Source organism: Rhizobium azibense (assembly GCF_004342325.1).
In the GTDB taxonomy this organism is placed as follows: domain Bacteria; phylum Pseudomonadota; class Alphaproteobacteria; order Rhizobiales; family Rhizobiaceae; genus Rhizobium; species Rhizobium etli_B.
The window spans coordinates 258,051-280,540 of record NZ_SMBJ01000001.1 but is presented as its reverse complement, the minus strand read 5'-3'; the positions used below and the strand labels follow the sequence as shown (position 1 = coordinate 280,540).

Sequence of the window (22,490 nt, the reverse complement as noted above, 5' to 3'; positions counted from 1 at the left end):
CCCCTTTTTTATTGCGGTTCGCTGTTCAGGTATCAAATGCAGATCGCAATGCGGCATTGGCGTTGCGAAGTGCATGAGCAATGCGATTGCGCGTCTGCCGGGCGTGAACGACATAAAATGCCGTATCGGATGCGTGCTTTGGCAGGCCGGCCAGCTCGCGCAGGCCTGCCAAGGCCGGCCATGGCGGATGCGGGAGGGCTCTATCGTGAAGGAAGCGATCGCCATGGGTATAGTTCAACGGCACGAGCTGGCGGGACGCGGCCATCAGCGCTGCGTTGAGACGCTCGGCCTGCTTCAGGCAGCCATCGCTTGCTGCCAGGACTGCCTGGGCATTCGACCGGAGCTCGGCAATCTCGCCGGCAATCGATGAGAGATCGAGCCGCTCGCCAATGGCGCTCCTCAGCCGTGTCAGCTCCTCTTCAAGCGAGGCGGCATAGACTGTGTAGTCCAGTGGCAGGACGGGCGAGACAAGCAGGCGTTCGAGAACTTCGATGATGATCTGTGTGTCGCGCCGCAGATTGTCCGGGTCGATATGTTCGATGGTGTCATGGGGAGTATGCCACCACCAACCGAGCGCCGTCAGCATCTTTGCCGGTCCGGCAGGCTGATGGCTCAGGCTGCCGAACATCGAAGGAATACCGACACCCCAGAAGGATTGGTCGGCCGCGCGGCCGTGACGCCGGCCGGCATGGCGCTGGCCGGTAATTTTCTCGATCGCCTCGGCCGCCAGCGGTCGAAGTTCGTCGACTACGCTGGAATTGCTCAAGATCGCCGCGCCCTTCCCACCGGTGGAGTCGACATTGACATGGACGGCGCAACGGCGCTCGAGATCATCGAAATACTCGTCGGCATACCAGGCCGAGCCGCAATAGCGCCCATGCGAATGACCCGACCAGAAGCAGATGCGCAACCCGCGCTTCCAGCTGGACGCCGTTTGGCCAAGCAGTCGTGCTGCCTCCAGCATCGTCGCATTCGCACCGCCATTGTCCATGACCCCGTAGTGCCAGGTGTCGTGATGACCCGACAAAAGTATGAAAGGATCGTCTGCCGCGCCACCTTGAGCAGGCATCTCGGCCACCAGCAAAGGTGTCTTGGTCCAACGGGTGTCGACTTCGGCAAACAACCAGGTCTTGACGTTTTGGCCGGCTGCAAGGCGCTGGCGCAACGCGGCACCGTCATGATTGCCGATCGAGCAGATAACGGTCGCAGGGAGCTGGTCGCGGGTATGCTGGGAGGGATTTCCCCACACGGGCGACACGCACATTTCATGAAGATGCTCGGTGGGACTGATATGGAGCTGGCCGCGCGCGCCGGCCGCACTTGCAAGCGCTGCGACCTCTTCGGTTGCAATGCCGTCCACGACAACGATCTTTCCAGCCACCTCGGCCTGCGAAAAATCGGCTTCTGTGCCTTCGCCGACATGAACGAGTTCGCCGCTGATGCCTCCAGGCGGACTGGAAGCGGCCATCGAATGGGTGATGCAGCGAAGCGCTACGCCATCGATTTCCACCTTTGCCTGTCCCGGCAGGCTGATGAAGGCCTCATGAAACAGCAGCTCGGTGCGATAGCCATAGCTTGTCATCTGCCTTTCGAGGTAGCCGAAGCTTTCCAGCTCCTCAGGCGTTCCCGACAGCTTGACGCGTCGGGAAAACTCCCGAAGATGCGCCATCAGGTGCCCGACATCCGCATTGTTGGGCTCGTCAGCCATGTCGTTTTTCCGGCAGCGGCGGCTCAACGTCATCCGGGATGGGATTGACGAAGGGTGTCCCGTCGAGGCGGGCTTTGAGATCGGCCTTGGCGGCATCGATGAGCGAGGGGTCCAAGATCAGATCAACGGCCGTGCTTGCCATCACCTTTGCTGCATGTTCGGTGCCCTTATGGGCAGCCGGAAGCTTGCCCTGCGCAACCAGCTGCCAGGAATGGCCGGGTGTCCCGATCGCATAGGTCGCGCCGCGCATCTGCACGGTCGGAACGACCCAGCTCACGCTGCCGACATCGGTCGAGCCGACAATCGAGCCGTCTCCGGAATAAAGCGGCACGATCTCCTCGCAAAGCGGTTGATCCTTATTGGCTTTCAAGCCGAAGCGATCATAGGAAGCAGCAATATCCTCCGCGCTCATCGTCTGCTGGAACGTGCGGGCGGTCTGCCGGTCACTTTCGTCGAAGACCGGAGGGCCGAGACGCTGGAGATGGGCAAACATCCGTTCCTCCAGGGGGGTATTGCCGATCAGGTTCGCGTCGCCGCTGAGGATCTCGCTGCGGACCGACGTCTCGGTCATCAGCGCCGCCCCCTCGGCGACTTTCTTGACGCGTGCGACAAGCGACAAAAGTTCGGGCAGAGTGCGGGCGCGGATGAGATAACGAACAGTCGCGCGGGCCTGGACGACGTTCGGGGCAGCACCTCCGGTATCGGTCACGGCGTAATGAATGCGGGCTGTCGATGGCATATGCTCTCGCATGTAATTGACGCCGACATTCATCAGCTCGACGGCATCGAGCGCACTGCGGCCAAGGTGCGGTGTCGCGGAGGCATGCGAGGCGCGGCCTGTGAAATGGAAGTTGAGTTCGTTGCAGGCAAGCGAGATCGGATTGTTGACGCCGGCAAAGGCAGCCGGATGCCACGAAATGGCGACATCGACGTCATCGAAGACGCCGGCGCGCACCATGAAGCCCTTGGAGGAGCCGCCTTCTTCGGCCGGGCAGCCATAATAGCGCACGCGTCCTTTCAGACCGTTCTGTGCAAGGAAATCCTTGACCGCAGCGGCCGCGAGCATCGAGCCGGCACCCAGAAGGTTGTGACCGCAACCATGGCCATTGCCGCCGGCGACCGCTTCGCGCTCTTCGGCAAGGCCTGCCACCTGGCTGAGACCCGGCAGCGCATCGAACTCGCCGAGAATTGCAATGACCGGTCCGCCCTCACCGGCCTCTCCCATGACCGCTGTCGGCAGGCCGGCAAGGCCGCGTTCGACGCGAAAGCCTTCCTGTTGCAGGAGCCGCGCATGTTCGTCTGCCGATCGATACTCCTGATAGTTCGTTTCCGGCAGATCCCAGATCAGATCGCTGAGCGCAAAGAAGATTTCGCGCTTGCCTTCGACGATGTCCCACACGCTGTCTGAGTTTTTCATGGCTTTCAAAACGGCTTCTTTTCGCTTAGTATCCAAAATTGGCGCCAATTTAGGCTACAAAAAACTTTTGCGCAATCCGCAGGCATGAATAAATTTTAGACAGGCCGGAATCGGGCCGCCTACAGAAACTGTCGGTGCCGTGATATCCGTTTCGAAAAGGGAGTCTTGAATGGCAGACGTTTCGATGGGGCAGCCGGAGATCGAAAATTCGAAGGACGTGACCGACCTTGTCCTCCAGGATATCCTGGCGGGCGTGCTTCTACCTGGCACATGGCTGAAGCAGATCGATCTTGAACGACGCTACAACTGCACCCGCCCGGAAGTACGCCGTGCGCTCGATCGCCTTGCCCAGAAGCGGCTGGTCGAGCATGTCCCCAATCGCGGCTACCACGTCTACGCGCCCGACGGCCGCCGTGCCAGGGAGGTCAGCGAAATCCGCATCATTCTTGAGACGGCGATTGCCGATACGATCGTGGAAAATGCCTCTGCCGACGATCTCGATATCCTGCGGAAGCTGGCGATCCATTTCGACCGCATGGTCCTTGATGGTACGATGCTGGACCTTTACGAAGCCAATCTGGCCTTTCACAGGCAACTTCTGGTTCTTGGCGGCAATCAGGAACTGGTCGACCTCATTACCGAAATTCGCCAGCGAACCTCGTCAGCGCCCGTCGCTCAATGGCGAACGCGCGCCCGCATCGAACAGTCCGGCTGCGAACATCACTTGATGATCGAAGCCATTCAGCTCAAGGATGCAGAAGAGCTCAAGCGACTGGTGAGGCAGCATATCGTTCAGAGCTGACCGATACGGCGCCGCACTGCGCTGCATTAGCGGCGTGCAGCCCAGGCAAGACCGCGGCGAAGAATAAGTCGCATGTAGGGATGGTCGAATTCGGCTGCGACATGGCCGAGTGCCGAATAAAAGACGCGGCCCGCGCCAAAGTGCCGCTTGAAGACCACCGGCATGATGACATTGCGGGCCGCCTCGTCATATTCGCCGGTGAACGTGGTGGTCGCCAGAATTTCAACGGACGGATCGTAGTGCAGGTAATACTGCTCCGAGTGGTAGTCGAAGTCCGGAATGCCTTGCATCAGCGGATCGTTTTGTCGGCTGACGTTCACACGGAAGTCGATGATGTTGCCAGGATGAGAGACCCAGGTGACGCCGCAAACATAGCGGAACGGAGCACTTTCCTTGAAGGATGTCGCGAGTGCACCGTGGTGGCCGCCGAGGCCAAGACCGTCACGAACAGCCGTGACCAGCGCGTTGGCATGCGCCTTTTCCAACTGCTCCCCGGTGATGATCGGAACGAGAAGATCGGCATTGGCAATTACCGGCGAGCCGAAGATGTCGAGATCGCCGGTAATATCCACCGAAAAGCCGTCCTCGCGCAAAAGTTCTCCGACGGTGGCTGCGCATGCTTCAGGTTCGTGGCCCTGCCAGCCGCCCCAAACGATGATCGCTTTGCGCATGCCCTGCCTCCCGGCTTTCGATGGTCTTAAGTCGTGGCCTTTCCAACCAGATAGCGCCCCATTTCATCGACCGCAAGCCAGGTCTTGTCGATTGCCATCACACGATTTCGACTTGACGACGGCAAGCGACCGCAGTCAGTTCGAGCATTGTCGGCGGGAGGAATTTTCAATGCTGAAATCCTTTGAACATATCGGCATGACTGTCAGCGACATGGACCGCGCCGTTGCCTTTTATTGCGGCCTGCTTGGCCTTCGGCTGCATCTGCGCAAGGCGATGCCGGATGGCTCGCAGGTTGCTTTTCTCGATGCCGGAGGCGGTATGCTGGAAGTCTTTGCGCCTGCAGGCGGGGCAGTGCGGGCAAGCGACGTTCCCGAGGGTACTGCCGGTCTGCGCCATATCACGTTCCTGTTCGCCAGCGTCGCTGAAACCTTCGCAAGGCTCGAAGCCGCCGGGGTTGAAGTGAAGGAGCGCCCGCGCCTTGCTTACAATTCCGAGGTTCTGCACAAGGTCGCTTTTCTGCGCGATCCCGACGGCATCCTCATCGAGCTCGCCGAGCGGTCAATCGAGGCAGGCAACAGCACTATCTGACGCACTGCTGTTGCGGCGCGCTCACCGCAGACGCTTGCGGAAGTAACAACTCCGTAAACGAAATCTGACAACCTCAAGACGAACATTTTTCTCCATTTTGGTTGGGTGTCATGGTTTACAACAAGGACGATTGGATCAGCCAGCGCGCATACGCCATATGGGAAGAGGAGGGACGCCCCTTTGGGCGCGAGACCGAAAACTGGCAGCAGGCGGCGGCCGAGTTCGATCAGCTCCAAACGACCAAGGCGTCCATCGACGGAACCGACCTCATCGCGATGCTGCGCGCCACCGGTCGCCTTATGCGCGAGAGCGACAAAGACCGGGCTCGGATCGTTCAGGACCGCTCAACCATCGCCAAGCCTTGAGCGATACCAACACCTGATCCGGGAACAAAGTCCTGATCCCTTGCGTTTTATGCGGTTCGGTCTGCACTCCTGGGAGGGTCATATCGGCAATGCGAGCCATCAGACTGCTGTCGACGATCCTCACCCTCTTCATCGTTTTCGGTCTCGCATTCTTTTTTCTTGCCTGGCGCCCCGAAATCGAGGCCCGAAATGCCTCGCAGGCCGGGCCTTTCGATAACGCATTGATCGCCAAGGGAGCCAGCCTCGCAGCGGTTGGAAACTGCATTGCCTGTCATACGGTCCCGGGAAAGCAGGCCTTTTCGGGGGGCCTCAAACTGCCGACACCTTTCGGTACCATTTATTCGACGAACATCACACCGGACGATGAAACCGGTATCGGGCGCTGGAGCGAGGCTGCCTTCAAGCGGGCCATGCGTGAAGGAGTAGACCGAAAAGGCGATCATCTTTATCCGGCATTTCCTTATGATCATTTCACCCGCGTCACCGATGAGGACAACAAGGCCCTCTATGCCTTTTTGATGACGCGCACGCCCGTCAGGGCGAGTTCGCCCCGAAACGAGCTGCCGTACCTCCTGCATGTCCGCCCCATCCTTGCCGCCTGGAAACTGGTCTTCTTCGACCAGGGCGCTTTCGCGCCTGATCCGAACAAAAGCGAGGAATGGAACCGCGGTGCCTATCTTGCCGAAGGCCTCGGTCACTGCGGGGCTTGCCACACGCCTCGCAACGCCTTTGGTGCCGAGGAGCGCGGCAAGCACTTCGGCGGCGGCGAGGCGGAAGGCTGGCAGGCTTATGCGATCAATGCGCAAAACCCCTCGCCGATCCCGTGGGACAAGGAGTCGCTCGCGTTCTATCTGCGTCATGGCTACCATGTCTTCCACGGCGTCTCGCGCGGTCCGATGGCTGAGGTCACCGGCAATCTCGGGGTCCTTCCCGACAGCGATATCAACGCCATCGCTGCCTATGTCGCCTCGATCATGGGCGAACCGTCTGCCGAACGCCTTCAATGGGCCGAAAAGCTGAAAAGGCAGTTCCTTCCCGAGCAGGATGGCGTGGTGACGGCGGCGATTGACGAGAACAAGGCGTCGGCCGAACTTACCGCTCACCCGGGTGCAGCCATCTATGGTGCGGCTTGTGCGACCTGTCATGAGTCCGGTCGCGCTGCGCCCTTCGGGGGGCTGAATTTCAATCTCAGCACCGCCGTCAACGCGCCCAATCCGCAAAACATCGTCAATGTTGTGCTTTTCGGCCTACCACCTGCCGACGGTGAGCCAAGTGCCGTGATGCCGGGTTTTGCCGGGGCACTGAACGACCAGCAGATCGCCGACCTGCTCGATTTCATGCGGCAGCGCTTTACGACGCGCGGTCCTTGGCCCGATCTGCTGGAACGGGTCAACCGCACACGCTCCGGTGAATGTTTTGTCGCCGTCCGCCCCTCGGACGGAATTGAACGAGCGCCCTCCAATGTCGGCGCGAAGGAGCCGAGATGACAAGCCTTAAGGTCAATGGACAGACCCACGAGGTCGAAAGCGAGCCCGACACGCCACTACTTTACGTGCTTCGCAATGATCTTGGACTCAACGCCGCAAAATTTGGTTGCGGCCTAGGCCAATGCGGCGCCTGCACCGTCATGGTCGACGGCCAGGCGGTACTTTCGTGCGTGACGCCGATCGTCGTGGTCGAAGGCAAGGAAATCGTCACCGTGGAAGGGCTTGGAACAGCCGAAAAGCCCGGACCGCTGCAGGCGGCCTTCATCGAGAAACAGGCGGCCCAATGCGGCTACTGCATTGCCGGCATGATGATGAGCGCAGCGGTGCTTCTGAAGCAGAATGCGACGCCGAGCGATGAGGAAATCAGATCGGCGTTACGGACCAATCTCTGTCGCTGCGGCACGCATATGCGCATCCTTGCCGCCATCAGGCGCGCGGGTGAACTGATGGAAGCTTCCGGACTTGTGGGCGCCAAAAGGAGGGCCGGATGATGGATATTCTCACCGGGCATCGAATGAGCCGGCGCTGCCTGCTTGCGGGCACCGGCTCTCTCATCGTCAGCTTCTCCACCATCGGTGCGCTGGCGCAAGGGATTTCGGCTGCGGCGCCTGAAAAGCCGAAATTGCCGGGCAGCCTGGATGACGACGGCTATCTCGATAGCTGGATAAGAATAGATGCTGACGGCACGATCACCGTGTTCACCGGCAAGGTGGAACTTGGACAGGGGATCCGCACGGCCCTCATCCAGGTTGCCGCAGAGGAGCTGGAAGTCGATCCCGCAGACATTGCACTCGTGACCGCTGACACCGGGCGTACACCCGACGAAGGGTTTACGGCAGGCAGCCAGTCGATGCAGAACAGCGGTACTGCGATCCGCAACGCAGCCGCGCAGGTTCGCGAGCTGCTGATCACCGAGGCAGCGCGCCGTTTTAACCTGCCGCCAGACCAGCTCAGGGCGAAAAAGAAAAGCGTCTTCGGGCCGCAAGGCAGCTCGGCGACCTATGGCGAGCTGGTATCGGGCCAGTTCCTGCACGTCCAAGCCCAGCCGCAATCGAAACTGAAGCAGCCTGATGGACTGAGCATCATCGGCCGTGATGTGCAGCGCATCGACATCCCGGGCAAGGTTACAGGCGCTGCAGCTTATGTCCAGGACTTGCGCCTGGAAGGAATGGTGCACGCTCGCGTGATCCGTCCGCCGAGCTATGGTGCAACATTGAAAGACATCGACGCCACGGCCGCTGCCGCCATGCCCGGCGTCATCTCGGTGATCCGCGACGGCAGTTTCCTTGCCGTGGTGGCGGAGAAAGAATGGCAGGCGGTCAAGGCCATGCGCGCGGTTGAAAAAGCGGCGCGGTGGGACGAGCCTGCAACGCTTCCAGAACAGGCCGATCTGGCCGCCGCTCTCGTCGCTCTGGAAAAGGATGTCGGCACCGTGGCCGAATCCGGCAATCCGAGCTTCCCGAACGGCCCAATCTACGAGGCAACCTTCACGCGCCCCTATCAGATGCACGCTTCGATCGGTCCGTCCTGTGCGCTCGCGCATCTGAAGGCCGACGGCAGCCTTGATATCTGGTCGCACACGCAAGGAGTCTTCCCCGATCGGAGTGCGATTGCCCAAATGCTGGCGATGCCGGAGGAGAAGGTGCGTGTCATCCACATGGAAGGGTCCGGCTGCTACGGGCACAACGGCGCCGACGACGCAGCTGCCGACGCAGCACTCATCGCCATGAAAATTCCCGGCCGTCCCGTGCGTGTCCAGTGGATGCGCGAGCAGGAGCATATGTGGGAACCTTACGGGCCTGGCATGGTATGCAAGGTCCGGGCGTCGCTTGATGCAAACGGCAGGATCGACAACTGGACCTATGATGTGTGGAGCAATACCCACAGCACGCGCCCCGGAAGTTCCGGCTCGCTCATTGCCGGGCGCGCCAAGGAACAGCCGACGCCCCTGGAGGTGCCGAAGCTCAGCATCAGTCCCAATGGCAGCGGCGATCGGAACGCCGACCCTGTCTATGCGATCCCGAACCGCCGGGTGTTGTGGCATTTCCTGCCCGACATGCCGCTCAGGGTTTCGGCGCTACGCGGCCTTGGTGCTTATGCCAATGTATTTTCGATCGAAAGCACCATGGACGAGCTGGCTATTGCCGCCAAGGCCGATCCGGTCGAATTCCGCCTGCGTCATCTGGAAGATCATCGTGCCAGCGATGTCGTGAAGCTTGCTGCGGAGAAATTCGGCTGGGGCAGGAGCGAAGTTCCTTCCGGTCACGGGCGTGGCTTTGCCTTTGCGCGTTACAAGAACCGTGCCGCCTATCTGGCGGTCGCACTGGAAGCCAAGGTCGAGCGCGAAACCGGCCGTGTGCAGGTGCTGCGTGCCGTCGGTGCTATCGATGCCGGTCAGGCCGTCAATCCTGACGGCATCCGCAACCAGACGGAGGGCGGCATCCTGCAATCGATCAGCTGGACGCTTTATGAAGCCGTCACCTTCGATCGCACTCGTATTACCAGCACTGATTGGTCGAGTTATCCGATACTGCGCTTCGGCAGCGTCCCAGAAAGCGTCGAGGTGCATGTTCTCGATCGGCCCGGTCAGCCCTTCCTCGGCACAGGCGAGGCTGCGCAGGGACCGACCTGTGCAGCGCTCGCCAATGCAATCCGCAATGCGACGGGAAAGCGGCTGGTCGATCTGCCGCTATCGCGCAACAAGGTAAAGGAAGCAACCGGTCTCGGCTGATGAGAACCGGCGACTTCTCATCGCCTGAAAGTGCAGATTTCAGGGCTTGAATGAAGTGTTCCTTCAGCCGGTTGCACGAGAGGCCGGGCTCACCGCGCGTTTCGAAGACGTCGCAGCCGGTGGTCTTGGTCTGAACCGGATCAGCACCTCGCGCCCGTCGGCCGAAGCCTGCGTGCGTTCCAGCTCGTCGCGCTCGCGCACAGCCTGTGCCCAGTGCTCTCCATCGCGCCCATCTTGACGACCGCACGCTTCCCAAAGTGCATAGGCCCTCTTGGCGATCCATTCGTTTCTGTCGTGGCGGCTCATCGCTCCGCGTCCCTTCCTAGTGTAACGAGGCTGCTTCGGAAGACTGCGTCTCGCCGAGCATTTCCAGAAGATGGTTGCGCGCGCGGCTCACCCGGCTTTTGATGGTGCCCACCTGGCAGTCACAGATTGCAGCTGCTTCTTCGTAGCTTGTCCCGTTCACGACGAGCATCAGGGCATGGCGGTGCGAGGCTCCGAGCTTGTCGATCGCCGCCTGCACGTCAAGGGCTCTTACCGACCATTCCTGCGTCGATTTGACCGGCATCTGACAGTCAGTCAGGTCGCCGACGCAGCCCACCGGCTCGCGCTTGCGGCGTTTGTAGCTGCTGCAATAGGTATTGCGCATGATCGTAAAGAGCCAGGATTTGAGGCTCGTGCCGTCCTGGAACTGCTCGATGTGACAAAGTGCCTTGGAGACCGTTTCTTGAACGAGATCGTCGGCGTCGCTTTCAACACGCTCGAATCGCCTCGCAAAGGCTTTGAGAGCTGGAAGAAGCGAGATGATTTCTGCCTGAGCGCTGCAAGCTTTTGCAACGGTGACTGTTGGCATGGCGTCCTCCTTCTACGGAGGAATTAATGCCGTCCCACTCGGTGAAGTTCCCCATAAACTTCATAGGTCCGCAATCGTACAATGGGACGGTCGGAGCCCGAAAGTGTCAGGCTGTCGGTTTGGGCAAATGCCTCAAGATCGCCCGGCATGCTGTGTGATCGCTCAAGTTCGTCCTCTGTGGTTTTGTCGCATCGAAAAGGGCCATGATCAAAGACGCCGGTCAAGAAATGCGGCAGCGCCATTGAAATCTCGAACCTTGCGCACCTTGCGATCGTTTCGAACTCTGGAGAGCGTTGAAACCCATAACGAGCCAGGCCGTTAGCACGGTCTTTTATTGGAGATCATTCATGAAGAAGTTCATCCTTGTCGTCCTTCTTCTCGTCCTTGTTGCGGGCGGGTGGATATTCGTCTTTGAGCGTGAATCCGCGACAGTCCCGATCGAGGAAGGCTACGGTCCCTCACCGACGCTGCCTGCGCCGAACCCGACGCTGATCCCGACCGTCAATGTCGCTAAAGCGGCGAGCTGGCCAGTAGGCGCCACTCCAAAAGCCGCACAGGGGCTGAAGGTGAACGCTTTTGCAAAGGGCCTGGACCACCCGCGCTGGATCCATGTCCTGCCGAACGGCGATGTTCTTGTTGCCGAAAGCAACAAGCCGCCAAAGGGTGAAGACGCCGGGTTCAGCATCCGTGGCTGGTTCGAAACTCTGCTCATGAGCCGGGCCGGCGCCGAGGTCAAAAGTGCAAACCGCATCACGCTGCTGCGCGATGCCGACAATAACGGTGCCGCCGAGATGCGCACCGTTCTCCTGAAGGATCTCAATTCGCCCTTCGGCATGGCATATTCGAAGGACGTGCTCTATGTCGCCAATACCGATGGGGTCATGGCTTTTGCCTATAAGGAAGGTGAAACGGTGATCACCACGCCGGGCGCGAAAATCGCCGATCTTCCAGCAGGTCCGATCAACCAGCATTGGACGAAGGACGTGATCGCCAGCCCTGACGGCACCAAGCTCTATGCCACCGTGGGCTCCAACAGCAATGTCGGGGAAAACGGCATGGATGCGGAAAAAAACCGTGCCTCTATCCTCGAAATCGATCTTGCCACAAAGGCTGTTCGCGTCTTTGCAAGCGGCTTGCGCAATCCAAATGGACTTGCATGGCAGCCGCGGACGGGGGCACTGTGGGTGGCAGTCAACGAACGCGACGAACTCGGCAGCGATCTTGTTCCCGACTATATGACCTCGGTGAAGGAAGGCGGCTTTTATGGCTGGCCCTACAGCTATTTCGGCCAGCATATCGATGGTCGGGCAAAGCCGCAGAACCCTGAAATGGTAGCAAGCGCCATCGTCCCCGATTATGCCCTTGGTCCTCATACCGCCTCGCTCGGCCTGTCCTTCAACACGAGCAACCTGTTTGGTCCAGATTATGTCGGCGGCGCCTTCGTCGGCCAGCACGGCTCCTGGAACCGCAGGCCGCGCAGCGGCTACAAGGTGATCTTCGTGCCTTTCGCCGATGGCAAGCCATCCGGCCCGCCGCGCGATGTCTTGACGGGCTTTATCGGGGCCGACGACAGGGCCTTTGGCCGACCTGTCGGCGTCGCAATCGACATCAAGGGTGCATTGCTTGTTGCCGATGACGTCGGCAACACGATATGGCGGGTCACGCCGGCTTCGGCACATTGACGGGGCCCAAGCTCGGCCATAAAGGAGCGCCGAGCAAAAATAGCCGAAGCAGGATGAAAGCCTTGCTTTCATTGTCGGCGCTTTGGCCCTATTTTGAGGCATCGCTGTCAATGTCATAGGCTTCATTTGTTTCTGGAGATCACAATCATTGTGCTGCTCACTATCTTCAACGGTGTGCTCGCAATGTCTGAACTTGCTGTCGTTTCATCACGTCCGGCCCGTCTGAGGGTCCTTGCCGATCATGGGAGCCGGGGGGCTGCCCAAGCCATCAAACTTGCCGAACATCCCGGCCGCTTCCTGTCATCCGTTCAGATCGGAATTACCCTTGTCGGCGTTCTATCGGGTGCCTTTTCGGGCGCCACGCTGGGCGGTCGTCTTTCGGCCTGGCTCAGCGCACAAGGCGTTTCCTCTGCCGTTTCCGATGCGCTTGGCGTCGGCACGGTGGTCGTTGCCATTACCTATCTTTCGCTGATTATAGGCGAACTGGTGCCGAAGCAGATTGCGCTTCGCGAACCTGAAGTGGTCGCAAGCAAGGTTGCCCCGGCCATGGTCCTGCTTTCCAAGCTTGCCTTGCCGCTCGTCTGGCTTCTCGACGCGTCCGGCAAGCTTGTGCTTACGCTTCTTGGTCAGTCCGGAAAAGGCAGCGACGGGGTGAGCGACGAAGAGATCAAGACGGTGCTTGCCGAGGCGCAGAGCGCCGGGGTGATCGAGAGCGAGGAATCGGCGATGATATCCGGTGTCATGCGGCTTGCCGACCGCACGGCGAGAGCCTTGATGACTCCGCGCCGCGACGTCGAGGTCGTCGACATCGAAGACAGTATCGAAGACATTCGCAAGCAACTGCATCGAACGCACCGCTCGCGCCTGCCCGTGCGGCGAAACAGTTCTGACGAGATGCTTGGCGTGCTCTTCGTGAAGGACTTTTACGATTCGCTCGACGCACATGGCCATGCCGACATCCAGTCGCTTGCCCATGAAGTTCCGGTGATCTCGGATCTTTCGACGGCAACGCATGTCATCCAGGCCATCCGCAGATCGCCGGTCCACATGGTGCTTGTCTACGACGAATACGGCCACTTCGAGGGAATCGTCTCTTCCGGCGACATCATGGAGGCGATCATGGGCGCATTGCAGGAGGGACCTGCCGACGAGCAGGCAATTATTCGCCGCGCCGATGGTTCCTATCTTGTTTCCGGCTGGACGCCGATCGACGAATTCGCCGAGTTCATGAACTTTAAGTTGCCAGATGACATCGGGTTCCAGACCGTCGCCGGCCTTGTGCTGGAAGAGCTGAAACACCTGCCCGACCTCGGCGAAAGCTTCGTGAAAGACGGCTGGCGCTTCGAAGTCGTCGATCTTGACGGCCGCCGCGTCGACAAGATCCTCGTCTCGCGGGAGCTTGTCGAAGGCGAGGAGCGGACGACTTGATCCCTCCGCTCCATGTGGAAATCTTTATCCGGCTTTGCAACCGTCTTCCGCTTTGTCAAAAACGCGGCTACGTTCCTGCAATCGTGATGCGGGAATTGGGCTAATGAAGCAGATGCACAGCCTGATCGCAAAGCCTGTGGCGATCGCAATCGTGCTGTTTGCCCGCGCAATCACGGCGGTGCGGGCGATCTGGGCGAATGACGGTTTACCGCCCCGGCGCTGCATCTATTTTGCCAACCATTCGAGCCATGGCGATTTCATCCTGATCTGGGCGGTCCTGCCGCCGCGTCTTCGCCGGCGAGCACGGCCTGTGGCCGGAGCAGACTACTGGCTGAAATCGCCGCTTACCACTTTCATTGGCCGCGAAGTCTTCAATGCCGTGCTGATCGAGCGCGACCGTGAGAGGCGCACGCAGGATCCGATCGAGCAGATGGCGGCGGCAATCGACGCCGGCTCGTCGCTGATCCTGTTTCCCGAAGGCACGCGCAACCAGACCGACGAGCCGCTTCTGCCTTTCAAGGGCGGCCTCTTCCATCTTGCCGTATTGCGCCCGGGGATCGATCTCGTGCCGGTCTGGATCAACAACCTCAATCGCGTCATGCCGAAGGGCGAGATCGTGCCAATTCCACTGATCTGCACAGTAACCTTCGGCAGCCCGATCCGTCTTGATCCCGGCGAGACCAAGGATGGTTTTCTGTCAAGGGCAAGGGCCGCCTTGATTTCCCTTTCTCCAAAACATGCAGGCAACAGCGAATGAACGACGCGCGGTCCGATCTCATTACGCTGGTGCTCGGCGTTTTCGCCGTGCTGATCCTCGCCTCACTGGTTGGCTATGTCCTGCATCGGCGCCTTTCGCCGGATGGCTCGAACAGCGCCGTCGAGAACCTGAATGCCCGCATCAAGGCCTGGTGGATCATGGTGATCTTCATCGGCATTGCGTTTCTGGCCGGTCGTGCCGGCGTCATCATTCTTTTCGCCTTCTGCTCCTTTGCGGCACTTCGAGAATTCATCACGCTGACAAACACGAAGCGGGCTGATCACTGGGCGCTCGCCTCGGCCTTTTTCGTGGTCCTTCCCATTCAGTATTATTTGTTGTGGGCTGAAGAATACGGAATCTATTCGATTTTCGTTCCGGTTTACGCGTTTTTGCTGATGCCGATCATTTCCGTGCTTCGGGGCGATACCGAACGGTTCCTCATCCGCATCGCCGAAGTGCAATGGGCCTTGATGATCTGCGTCTTCTGCGCTTCGCACGTGCCGGCGCTGCTGACGTTGAACATTCCCGGCTACGAGGGCCGCAATGTTCTGCTCATCGCATTCTTGGTCATCGTCGTGCAGCTCAGCGACGTCTTGCAGTATGTCTGGGGCAAGCTTTTCGGGCGAACGAAGATTGCCCCGAAACTCTCGCCGTCGAAGACGGTCGAGGGCTTTGCGGGCGGTGTTGCCAGTGCGACTTTGATCGGCGCGTCGCTCTGGTGGATCACACCGTTCACGCCGTTGCAGGCGGGACTGCTTTCGCTGGTCATCACGCTGATGGGCTTCTTCGGCGGTCTGGTGATGTCGGCTATCAAGCGCGACCGGGGTGTCAAGGATTGGGGCAATCTCATCGAGGGTCATGGCGGACTGATCGACCGCCTCGATTCGGTGGTGTTTTCGGCACCAATCTTCTTTCACCTTGTCCGCTACTGGTGGTCACTGACATGAGTGGATGGGTCGGGCGGATTGGACGCAGCAGCACCGTGCACGTGAGTTTCGCCTTTCTCGCCATGGGAAGCTGGGCGCTGTTTGCCAATCGCGTTCATCCTTTACCGCGCATGCTGCTTGCCGGCCTCGTTCAGGGCACGCTGTCTGCCTGCCTCACCCTGTACTTGAAATCGGCGGTCGAAATATTTTCCACGCGCTTCAAGGGTTCTGCCGCACTGATTGCGCCGCCTCTCATCGCCTGTCTCGGTTCTGCAAGCATCCTCATCGCCATTCACGCACTCGCCGCAACACCGGAAATATTAAGGACCGTTGCGGTGCCACTTGCCGTCTCCACCAGCTATGCGGCGATTTACAATTATTCGCTTTTGACCGGGAAAGGTAAGTGATGACTGACACTCAAGATCGTCGCCCCTTGAATAGCCGGAACAGCTGGTGGGCAAGGGCGATCGCCCAGAAGGTCGCGACGAGGTCCGTCACGCCGAACCAGATATCCCAGGCAAGCATCGCCGCTGCCTTCATTGCCGGTCTCTTGTTCTTTGCCGCCGGACGCGACGCCGGCTATTCGCGCATGGTTCTTCTCGCTCTTGCGGCACTTTTTTGCCAGGTGAGACTTCTGTGCAATCTGTTTGACGGCATGGTGGCGGTGGAAGGGGGCAAGGCAGAGGCCGACGGTCCTTTCTGGAACGAATTTCCAGACCGCGCCGCCGACATGCTGATTTTTGCAGGCATCGGTCTCGGTATCGGCCATCTCGGCCTTGGCTGGGCGGCAGCAGCATTCGCAGTGCTGACTGCCTATGTGCGCGAACTTGGCCGGGCCACGGGTCACGGCAGTGATTTTTCAGGCCCGATGGCCAAGCAGCACCGCATGGCGATCATCACCGTGGCCGCTGTCATTTCGATCGGCGAACCTTACTGGGATCTGCAGAACCATGTCCTTTGGCTCGGACTTTGGATTGTGCTTGTCGGTGCCGCCGCAACCGCGGCCCGGCGCAGCTTGCGCCTGATCCGGTCCATGAAAAGTTCGAACTGACAACGGCTGTGCCGTGGGCGGAAGTTGCTGCGGCTTTAGATTGTGATCCGTCCATTTCTCACTGCTGCCGTAATTCGTGAACCCGCAGGTCGGCAGCTCTTTGTGCCATCGATCGCGTCGGCTTTACTTAGATCGCGATCAGCGTCAGCGCACTCATTGCGCTTTCTGCCGGGTCCATCACGTTTTGTCTCGGCGAACGGCCGGCCTGGATCGGGCCTAGCGCATGGTGCGGCAACAGTCCCTGGAGGACTTGCTAGTTCGCATGGCGATCGAATCGCGCCGCTGAGGCGCTTTAAGCTTCAGCCTGACCTTGACATCGGGGCCGTTAAATCGGAAGCCGAACTCGGCTGCCTCGCAGTGTCGTATCAAGGAAGGTCAGGATGAAGCGCAGTACCGTTGCCGTCGGTTCGAACGTGATCTTGACGGGCGTCTTGTTGATGCTGCTCGGCGATTTCCTCTTTGCGCTCAACGATGCGATGGGCAAATGGCTGGTTGCGAGTTTCGCCGTCGGCCAGGTGCTGGTGATCCGCTCGGTCGGCGCTTTCATCGTGCTCGGTCCGATGATCGTCCGGCAAGGGACGCGGCAGCTCTTCAACGTCGAGCAAAAGGGGCAGCAGCTGATGCGCGTCGTCATGACGACCTGCGATGTCAGCCTGTTTTATGCGGCCGTCGCCTATCTGCCGCTTGCCGACGTCATGACCTTCTATATGGCGGGGCCAATCTATGTCGCCGCGCTATCGCACTTCTTCCTCGGCGAGAAGATCGGCTGGCGCCGCTGGCTTGCGGTTTTCATCGGCTTTGCCGGTGTCGTCGTAGCGCTCCGTCCATCGTCTGCGATGCTGTCCCTGCCATCTCTTTTCGGTCTGACGGGCAGTCTCGCCTTCGCGCTCACGCTGGTGATGAACCGCTCCTTGCGCGCGACAAGCGACACCACGCTCGTCACCTGGCAGACGATTGCTGCTCTCATTGCCGGGATCATTCTCAGTATCGGCCACTGGCGTCAGGCGACGCTTCTCGACTACTGTGGCATGCTGCTTCTGGGCGTCGTCGCCTCCTGCGCCCATCTGCTGATTACCCGATCGCTGAAACTTGCCCCGGCATCGCTGCTGGCACCGTTGCAATACACGCTTCTCATATGGGCGATCGTGCTTGGCATGGTCTTTTTCGATGACGTACCCGATATGCAGATCCTGATCGGCGCGGCGATCATCGTCTTTGCAGGGCTTTTCATCTTCCATCGGAAAAACCTCAGGGACACGATCACGCCGGACGTCGTTCCGCCGGACGGACATTGAGCCTTCAGTCGAAGGACTGTCGCGGCAGGCTCAGTCGATCTTGATCCGCAGGCCTGTTTCATCGAACAGGTGCCAATGGCCCGCACGGGGTGCGATGTTGAGGACATCGCCGCGCGCAACCCGGCTCTGGCCCTGCTGGTGCACCAGGATCGGCTCGCCGTTTAAAAGGATGCAATGCAGGTAGCTGTTGGCGCCGTGCTGTTCGGCAACGGCGACCTCGGCTGGCCAGCCGCTTTCGCCGACCAGGAGATCTTCGGGCCGCACACCGAGTGTTGCTTTCCGTATGCCTGCAAGCCCGGCTTCAAGGGGCAATTCCAATGGCGGCAACCCGGCGCCCTCGAAGGCGAGCGTCCCGTTGGTCGAAGTGCCGATTGTCCCTTCGACGAGGTTCATGCGCGGCGAGCCGATGAAGCCGGCCACGAAAGTGTTGTGCGGGCGATTATAAAGATCAAGCGGCGCACCGACCTGCTCGATGACGCCCTTGCGAAGGACGACGATCTTATCTGCCATCGTCATCGCCTCGATCTGGTCATGCGTCACGTAAATCATCGTATTGCCGAGCCGCTCGTGCAGCTTGGTAATCTCGACGCGCATCAGCACCCGCAATTCTGCATCGAGGTTGGAAAGCGGCTCGTCGAACAGGAATATCTTCGGGTCGCGGGTGATGGCGCGACCAATTGCGACGCGCTGGCGCTGACCGCCGGACAGCTGGCGGGGGCGCCGGTCGAGCAGCGTGTCGATCTGCAAAAGCTTGCCGGCTGCTTCAACGCGGCGGTCGATTTCGTCCTTCGGCATCCGGATATTCTCAAGTCCGAAGCTCAGGTTCTGGCGAACGGTCATGTGGGGATAAAGAGCGTAGGACTGGAAGACCATGGCGACGCCGCGATCGGCCGCCGGCGTGTCGATGACGCTTTCGCCGTTAATGCGGATGTCGCCGCCCGTTGCCTCTTCGAGCCCGGCAATCATTCTAAGCAGCGTCGACTTTCCGCAGCCGGACGGGCCGACGAAGACGACGAATTCGCCATCCCTAATATCGAGATTGATATCGGGGATCACCTGCAGCGTGCCGAAGGATTTGTTGACATTTTCAAGTACGAGATTGGCCATGAACGAAACTCACTTGATGCCCGTGGATGCGATGCCGGTGGTGATGTAGCGCTGCAGAAAGATGAAGGCGCAGGCAAGCGGCAGCGCCGTCAGGGTCGTCATGGCGAGCATCAGATCGTATCGGACCTCGAACTCGCTCTGGAAAGAGTTGAGCGCCAGCTGCAGCGTATAGACCTCGCGGCGATTGAGGACGATCAAGGGCAGCAGGAAGTCGTTCCAGCGCGACAGGATCGAGAAGATCGCCACGACGGCAAGCGCCGGGCTGGAAAGCGGCAGGACGATCCGCCAGAAGATGCGCCACTCGCTGGCATGATCCATGCGCGCTGCTTCGATCAGTTCGTCAGGGATGGTCAGCATGTATTGGCGGAGCAGGAAGACGCCGGTCGGCGTCGCGACGGTCGGCAGGATGACACCCCAGAGGTTTCCGACAAGGCCGAGCTCGGCAACGATGAGGTAAGTCGGCACGAGAACCACGGTTGCCGGGATCATCAGCGTCGACAGGATCGAAATCAAGGCGACGCTGCTGCCTGCGAAACGGTATTTAGAAAGCGCAAAGGCAGCCATGGAATTCATCACCAGCGTGATGATGGTCGCAACAATGGTGATGAAAAGACTGTTATAGAGATAGCGGCCCATCGCCTGGCCGGAACTAGCAATGAGGTTGGTGTAGTTCTCGATCGCAAGCCGCACCTTGCGGACGGGGACGGCATCCGTCACGGCAACGGTGAGCCGGCCGGCGCCAGGATTGTCCGGACTGATCATCTGTGCATTTCTGCCCACGCGGCGGATCTGCGCAAGTCGCGCCTTCGTGCCGTCCTTCAAGTTTACGTCGAAGAGCGGCAGCGGCTGGTCGAAACCTTCAACCACGGCTGTCTCACTGGAATAGGGCAGAATGCTCGGGGGAAATTCCTGCAGATTCGCTTGCGTCTTGAAAGACGACAGGACCACCCAGGCAACCGGCGTGAACATGATGAGCAGCCCAAGGACGAGGAAGCCATAGGTGAGCCAATCTGTCACGTCGAGCCGGTTGCGCCCGCGCCGGGCAAAGAGCAGACCGCGCATGACAGCTCCGGATTTGGACAGGGCAACGTCAGCCATGTTGCGAATTCCTCGACAGTCGCAGCTGCAGGCCGGTGAAGATCAAGAGCACGACGCCGAGCAGCAGCGAGGCTGCGGCCGCAAGACCGAAATTGCGAGGCTGCACGGCGAAACCGACCTCGTAGATATATTGGACGATCAGCATCGTCGCAGATCCGGGTCCGCCGCCTGTCAGCACGTAGAGCTCATCGAAGGTCTGGACCGAGCGAATGACGCAGAGGACGAAGACGACGAGCAGGACGGGCTTTAGAAGCGGCAGCGTGATGCGCGTGAAGACCCGCCAGTTGGTGGCGGAGTCCATCTTGGCAGCTTCGTAGACATCGCGCGGGATTGACTGCAGACCGGCGAGCAGAATGATCGTGTAAAAGCCCATATGCGCCCAGACGGTGACGAAGACCGACCAGAAGAAGGCAGTATTTGGAAATACCAGCCAGTTGACGGGCGAAAGTCCAAGCCATGTCAGAATGCCGTTCAGCGCGCCGTTGCGCTGCAGGATCCACTGCCACGTCAACGCCACGACGACAGGCGAAAGCATGACGGGAAAGAAGAAGACGGCGCGAAAGAAGCCGCGGCCGCGGATCTCGCGGTTGAGGCAGACAGCGGCAAGCAGCGCCACGCCGATCATGCAGATCACCTGGATTGGCACGAAGACGAGACTGTTGCCGAGCGCCCGCCAGAAGAGATCACTCGAGCAGGTGGATGCATCGAGGTAGTTGGTGCAGTCGAACAGCGTTTCGTAATTGACAGAACCGATGAAGGGTCGCTCGCTCGGATAAAGACGGTCGCTGCCGGTGACAGAATAGAAGACGTTGATTGCGACCGGAAGCAGCGAGAAAAACAAAACGGCGAGAAGGTTCGGCAGAAGAAAGACCCACGGCATGCGCCGGATGCCCAGGACCTTTTGCAGGCCCGTCATCAAAGGCTCGACGAGCCTTGCCGGCAGGAGGATGACGCCGCCGGCAACCGTCGCAAGTCGAGCCCTTGTGGCCATACCGCTCTCCTTCCGGATCAACCTGTCTATTGGCCGGCCGCCTTGATGGCGAGCTCGACATCCTGCTTGACACGGTCAAGTGCTGCATCGACCTCCAATTCGTCGTTCAGGACCTGGCTGATGCGCGTCGTCAGCGCGTTCATCATGGCACGCTGATAGCGCCAGCCCTGGAAACGATAGGCGGCTGGCGCCATTTTCGGGATCTGGGCGATGAAGGTCGAAAGCGATTGCTGCGTACGCTGAGAGGCGCCCGGATAGGTCACGCCATTTTCGATCAGCGATTTTGCCGCCGGAATCTCGACGGCCGCCGAGACGATTTCGGCGTTGTTCTTCGAGCGGGCGATATAGTCGATCAGCTTGCCGACCGCTTCGGGCTGCTTGGTATGCTTGAAACCGACGAGCGCTCCGCCGCCCGGCATGACGGTGCACGACGAGGGCCCGCAAGGCGCAGGTGCCACCTGCCAGTCGAAGAGGTCTGCGACTTCCTTGTCCATCTGGCTGAGTGTCCAGGAGCCGCCGAAGTAAAGCACGGTCTTGGCATTCAGGAAATCTGAGAAGAGTTCGCGATGCGTTGCGCCGCCGACCGCTCCCCAAAGGTCCATCGGCATTGTCCCGTCCTTGTGCCAGGCCACGAACTGTTCGACCGCGTCCTTCAGCCCCTTGTCGATGACCGGTTTGCCCTGGTCATCGACCAATTCGGCGCCGTAGCTGATGGCAAGGCTTGCAAAGCGGTGGCCAGAGCGGTCCATCTCCATGGCGTATTCGGTGTTGGTGGCCTTGGCCACCTTGCGTGTCGCTTCGGCCCATTCGGCCCAGGTTGCGCCTTCCTTGGGGACCGCAACGCCCGCCTGCTCGAACAAGGTGAGATTGACATAGGCGCCGTTGACAGTGAGCGTCGTCGGCATGCCGTTGATCGCCTTGCTCGTCGGATTGGAGCCACGCAGCCATTGCAGGGTCTGGCTGTATTCCTTCTCGAAATTCGCCGCGTTCACATAAGGCGTCAGGTCGAGATAGTAACGGCTGAGGCCGCCGAGGTCGGTGATGATCGCCGCATCGGGGCCTTCGCCGGATTCGAGCTGCACCGGCAGGCTTTCGACGAGCGACTGATAGGGAACGGTTTCGAGCTTGACCTTGACGCCTGGATTTTCGGATTCGTATCGTTTGACCACCGGATCCATGGTCAGGCAGCCGAAGCCGATATCGTCGCAAAAAACGGTGAGCTCCTGCGCCTGGGCAATACCCGTCAGCGCCGTGGCTGCAAGCAGCGTCGAGGCCGCCCACAAGCCGATGCGGGTGCGTTTCATATCCAGATCCTCCAGCGATCGCGAGGCGCCTCCCGCCCGGGGCGATCTGCCATAAACATGTCTGGACTTACCAGATTGTCAACCGGCAAGCCGAAAGAATTTTTGCCAAAAGCAGCGCTAATGTAGCCTCTTTGCCGCGGTCTCGATTGCAAAAACATTCTTGACAGGTTCGAGCTTTGAGTGTCTGGTTTGACCAATTATGAGGAGACGAGAAGCCGCAGTTCCCAC

Annotated in this window: 22 protein-coding genes; 13 read left to right on the top strand and 9 right to left on the bottom strand. The window is 59.9% G+C overall.

Annotated elements, in window-relative coordinates; all coding sequences use genetic code 11:
- Positions 1-25 precede the first annotated feature (25 nt).
- Both EV130_RS01355 and EV130_RS01350 read right to left on the bottom strand, forming a co-directional pair.
- Entirely contained in the window at positions 26-1,708 is a 1,683-nt protein-coding gene (locus tag EV130_RS01355; protein ID WP_074065539.1) for a M28 family peptidase, read from the bottom strand.
- Positions 1,701-3,125, bottom strand: coding sequence for a M20 family metallopeptidase (locus tag EV130_RS01350; RefSeq protein WP_132549629.1), 1,425 nt, complete (start codon positions 3,123-3,125; stop codon positions 1,701-1,703). The genes EV130_RS01355 and EV130_RS01350 overlap by 8 nt, the downstream gene beginning before the upstream one ends.
- Positions 3,126-3,294: 169 nt before the next feature.
- Here EV130_RS01350 and EV130_RS01345 point away from each other — a divergent pair, with 169 nt between their 5' ends.
- A complete protein-coding gene (locus EV130_RS01345; RefSeq protein WP_132658984.1) occupies positions 3,295-3,927 on the top strand; it encodes a GntR family transcriptional regulator in 633 nt (210 codons plus the stop codon).
- Positions 3,928-3,953: 26 nt separating this feature from the next.
- On the opposite strand, the gene EV130_RS01340 is transcribed toward EV130_RS01345, so the two are convergent.
- Entirely contained in the window at positions 3,954-4,598 is a 645-nt protein-coding gene (locus EV130_RS01340) for a ThuA domain-containing protein (protein WP_074065536.1), read from the bottom strand.
- A gap of 169 nt (positions 4,599-4,767) precedes the next feature.
- Here EV130_RS01340 and EV130_RS01335 point away from each other — a divergent pair, with 169 nt between their 5' ends.
- The 5 genes from EV130_RS01335 (at position 4,768) to EV130_RS01315 (ending at position 9,770) form a co-directional block, all read left to right on the top strand.
- Positions 4,768-5,187 (top strand): VOC family protein, encoded by a 420-nt coding sequence (locus EV130_RS01335; RefSeq protein ID WP_132549635.1) that lies wholly within the window; start codon positions 4,768-4,770, stop codon positions 5,185-5,187.
- 110 nt (positions 5,188-5,297) lie between these two features.
- The gene (locus EV130_RS01330) at positions 5,298-5,552 is read left to right on the top strand and encodes a DUF2934 domain-containing protein (RefSeq protein ID WP_132549638.1); all 255 of its coding nucleotides are present in this window, start codon (positions 5,298-5,300) and stop codon (positions 5,550-5,552) included.
- An 89-nt stretch (positions 5,553-5,641) separates the two neighbouring features.
- Entirely contained in the window at positions 5,642-7,039 is a 1,398-nt protein-coding gene (locus tag EV130_RS01325) for a c-type cytochrome (protein ID WP_132549641.1), read from the top strand.
- Positions 7,036-7,530 (top strand): (2Fe-2S)-binding protein, encoded by a 495-nt coding sequence (locus EV130_RS01320; RefSeq protein ID WP_132549644.1) that lies wholly within the window; start codon positions 7,036-7,038, stop codon positions 7,528-7,530. The genes EV130_RS01325 and EV130_RS01320 overlap by 4 nt, the downstream gene beginning before the upstream one ends.
- Positions 7,530-9,770, top strand: a complete 2,241-nt coding sequence (locus EV130_RS01315) for a xanthine dehydrogenase family protein molybdopterin-binding subunit (protein ID WP_132659384.1) — start codon at positions 7,530-7,532, stop codon at positions 9,768-9,770. Before EV130_RS01320 ends, EV130_RS01315 begins: the two co-directional genes overlap by 1 nt.
- A 63-nt stretch (positions 9,771-9,833) precedes the next feature.
- On the opposite strand, the gene EV130_RS01310 is transcribed toward EV130_RS01315, so the two are convergent.
- Complete coding sequence (locus EV130_RS01310) at positions 9,834-10,076, bottom strand: DUF2934 domain-containing protein (protein WP_074065532.1); 243 nt, start codon at positions 10,074-10,076, stop codon at positions 9,834-9,836.
- 16 nt (positions 10,077-10,092) lie between these two features.
- Positions 10,093-10,623 carry a sigma-70 family RNA polymerase sigma factor gene (locus tag EV130_RS01305; RefSeq protein WP_074065531.1) on the bottom strand — a complete coding sequence of 177 codons (531 nt, stop codon included), beginning with the start codon at positions 10,621-10,623 and terminating at the stop codon, positions 10,093-10,095.
- 347 nt (positions 10,624-10,970) lie between these two features.
- Between EV130_RS01305 and EV130_RS01300 the strand changes: the two genes are divergently transcribed.
- The 7 genes from EV130_RS01300 to EV130_RS01270 all read left to right on the top strand — a co-directional run bounded on the left by EV130_RS01300 (position 10,971) and on the right by EV130_RS01270 (position 17,762).
- Positions 10,971-12,305, top strand: a complete 1,335-nt coding sequence (locus EV130_RS01300) for a PQQ-dependent sugar dehydrogenase (protein ID WP_074065529.1) — start codon at positions 10,971-10,973, stop codon at positions 12,303-12,305.
- Positions 12,306-12,431: 126 nt separating this feature from the next.
- Positions 12,432-13,733, top strand: coding sequence for a hemolysin family protein (locus EV130_RS01295; RefSeq protein ID WP_074065528.1), 1,302 nt, complete (start codon positions 12,432-12,434; stop codon positions 13,731-13,733).
- A gap of 112 nt (positions 13,734-13,845) precedes the next feature.
- Positions 13,846-14,490: a lysophospholipid acyltransferase family protein gene (locus EV130_RS01290; protein WP_074065767.1), complete on the top strand. Its 645-nt coding sequence runs from the start codon at positions 13,846-13,848 to the stop codon at positions 14,488-14,490.
- A complete protein-coding gene (locus EV130_RS01285; protein WP_074065527.1) occupies positions 14,487-15,437 on the top strand; it encodes a phosphatidate cytidylyltransferase in 951 nt (316 codons plus the stop codon). The genes EV130_RS01290 and EV130_RS01285 overlap by 4 nt, the downstream gene beginning before the upstream one ends.
- The gene (locus EV130_RS01280; protein ID WP_074065526.1) at positions 15,434-15,823 is read left to right on the top strand and encodes a hypothetical protein; all 390 of its coding nucleotides are present in this window, start codon (positions 15,434-15,436) and stop codon (positions 15,821-15,823) included. The genes EV130_RS01285 and EV130_RS01280 overlap by 4 nt, the downstream gene beginning before the upstream one ends.
- Positions 15,823-16,467, top strand: a complete 645-nt coding sequence (locus EV130_RS01275; protein ID WP_132658982.1) for a CDP-alcohol phosphatidyltransferase family protein — start codon at positions 15,823-15,825, stop codon at positions 16,465-16,467. Before EV130_RS01280 ends, EV130_RS01275 begins: the two co-directional genes overlap by 1 nt.
- Positions 16,468-16,847: 380 nt before the next feature.
- The gene (locus EV130_RS01270) at positions 16,848-17,762 is read left to right on the top strand and encodes a DMT family transporter (RefSeq protein WP_074065524.1); all 915 of its coding nucleotides are present in this window, start codon (positions 16,848-16,850) and stop codon (positions 17,760-17,762) included.
- A 30-nt stretch (positions 17,763-17,792) separates the two neighbouring features.
- Here EV130_RS01270 and EV130_RS01265 read toward each other — a convergent pair whose 3' ends face one another.
- The 4 genes from EV130_RS01265 to EV130_RS01250 are packed head-to-tail and all read right to left on the bottom strand — an operon-like array spanning position 17,793 to position 22,262.
- Entirely contained in the window at positions 17,793-18,869 is a 1,077-nt protein-coding gene (locus EV130_RS01265) for an ABC transporter ATP-binding protein (RefSeq protein ID WP_074065523.1), read from the bottom strand.
- A 9-nt stretch (positions 18,870-18,878) separates the two neighbouring features.
- A complete protein-coding gene (locus tag EV130_RS01260) occupies positions 18,879-19,967 on the bottom strand; it encodes a carbohydrate ABC transporter permease (protein ID WP_132658980.1) in 1,089 nt (362 codons plus the stop codon).
- Positions 19,960-20,958, bottom strand: a complete 999-nt coding sequence (locus EV130_RS01255; RefSeq protein WP_425375554.1) for a carbohydrate ABC transporter permease — start codon at positions 20,956-20,958, stop codon at positions 19,960-19,962. Before EV130_RS01255 ends, EV130_RS01260 begins: the two co-directional genes overlap by 8 nt.
- 26 nt (positions 20,959-20,984) lie before the next feature.
- Positions 20,985-22,262, bottom strand: a complete 1,278-nt coding sequence (locus tag EV130_RS01250) for an ABC transporter substrate-binding protein (protein WP_074065522.1) — start codon at positions 22,260-22,262, stop codon at positions 20,985-20,987.
- Between the last annotated feature and the right edge of the window lie 228 nt (positions 22,263-22,490).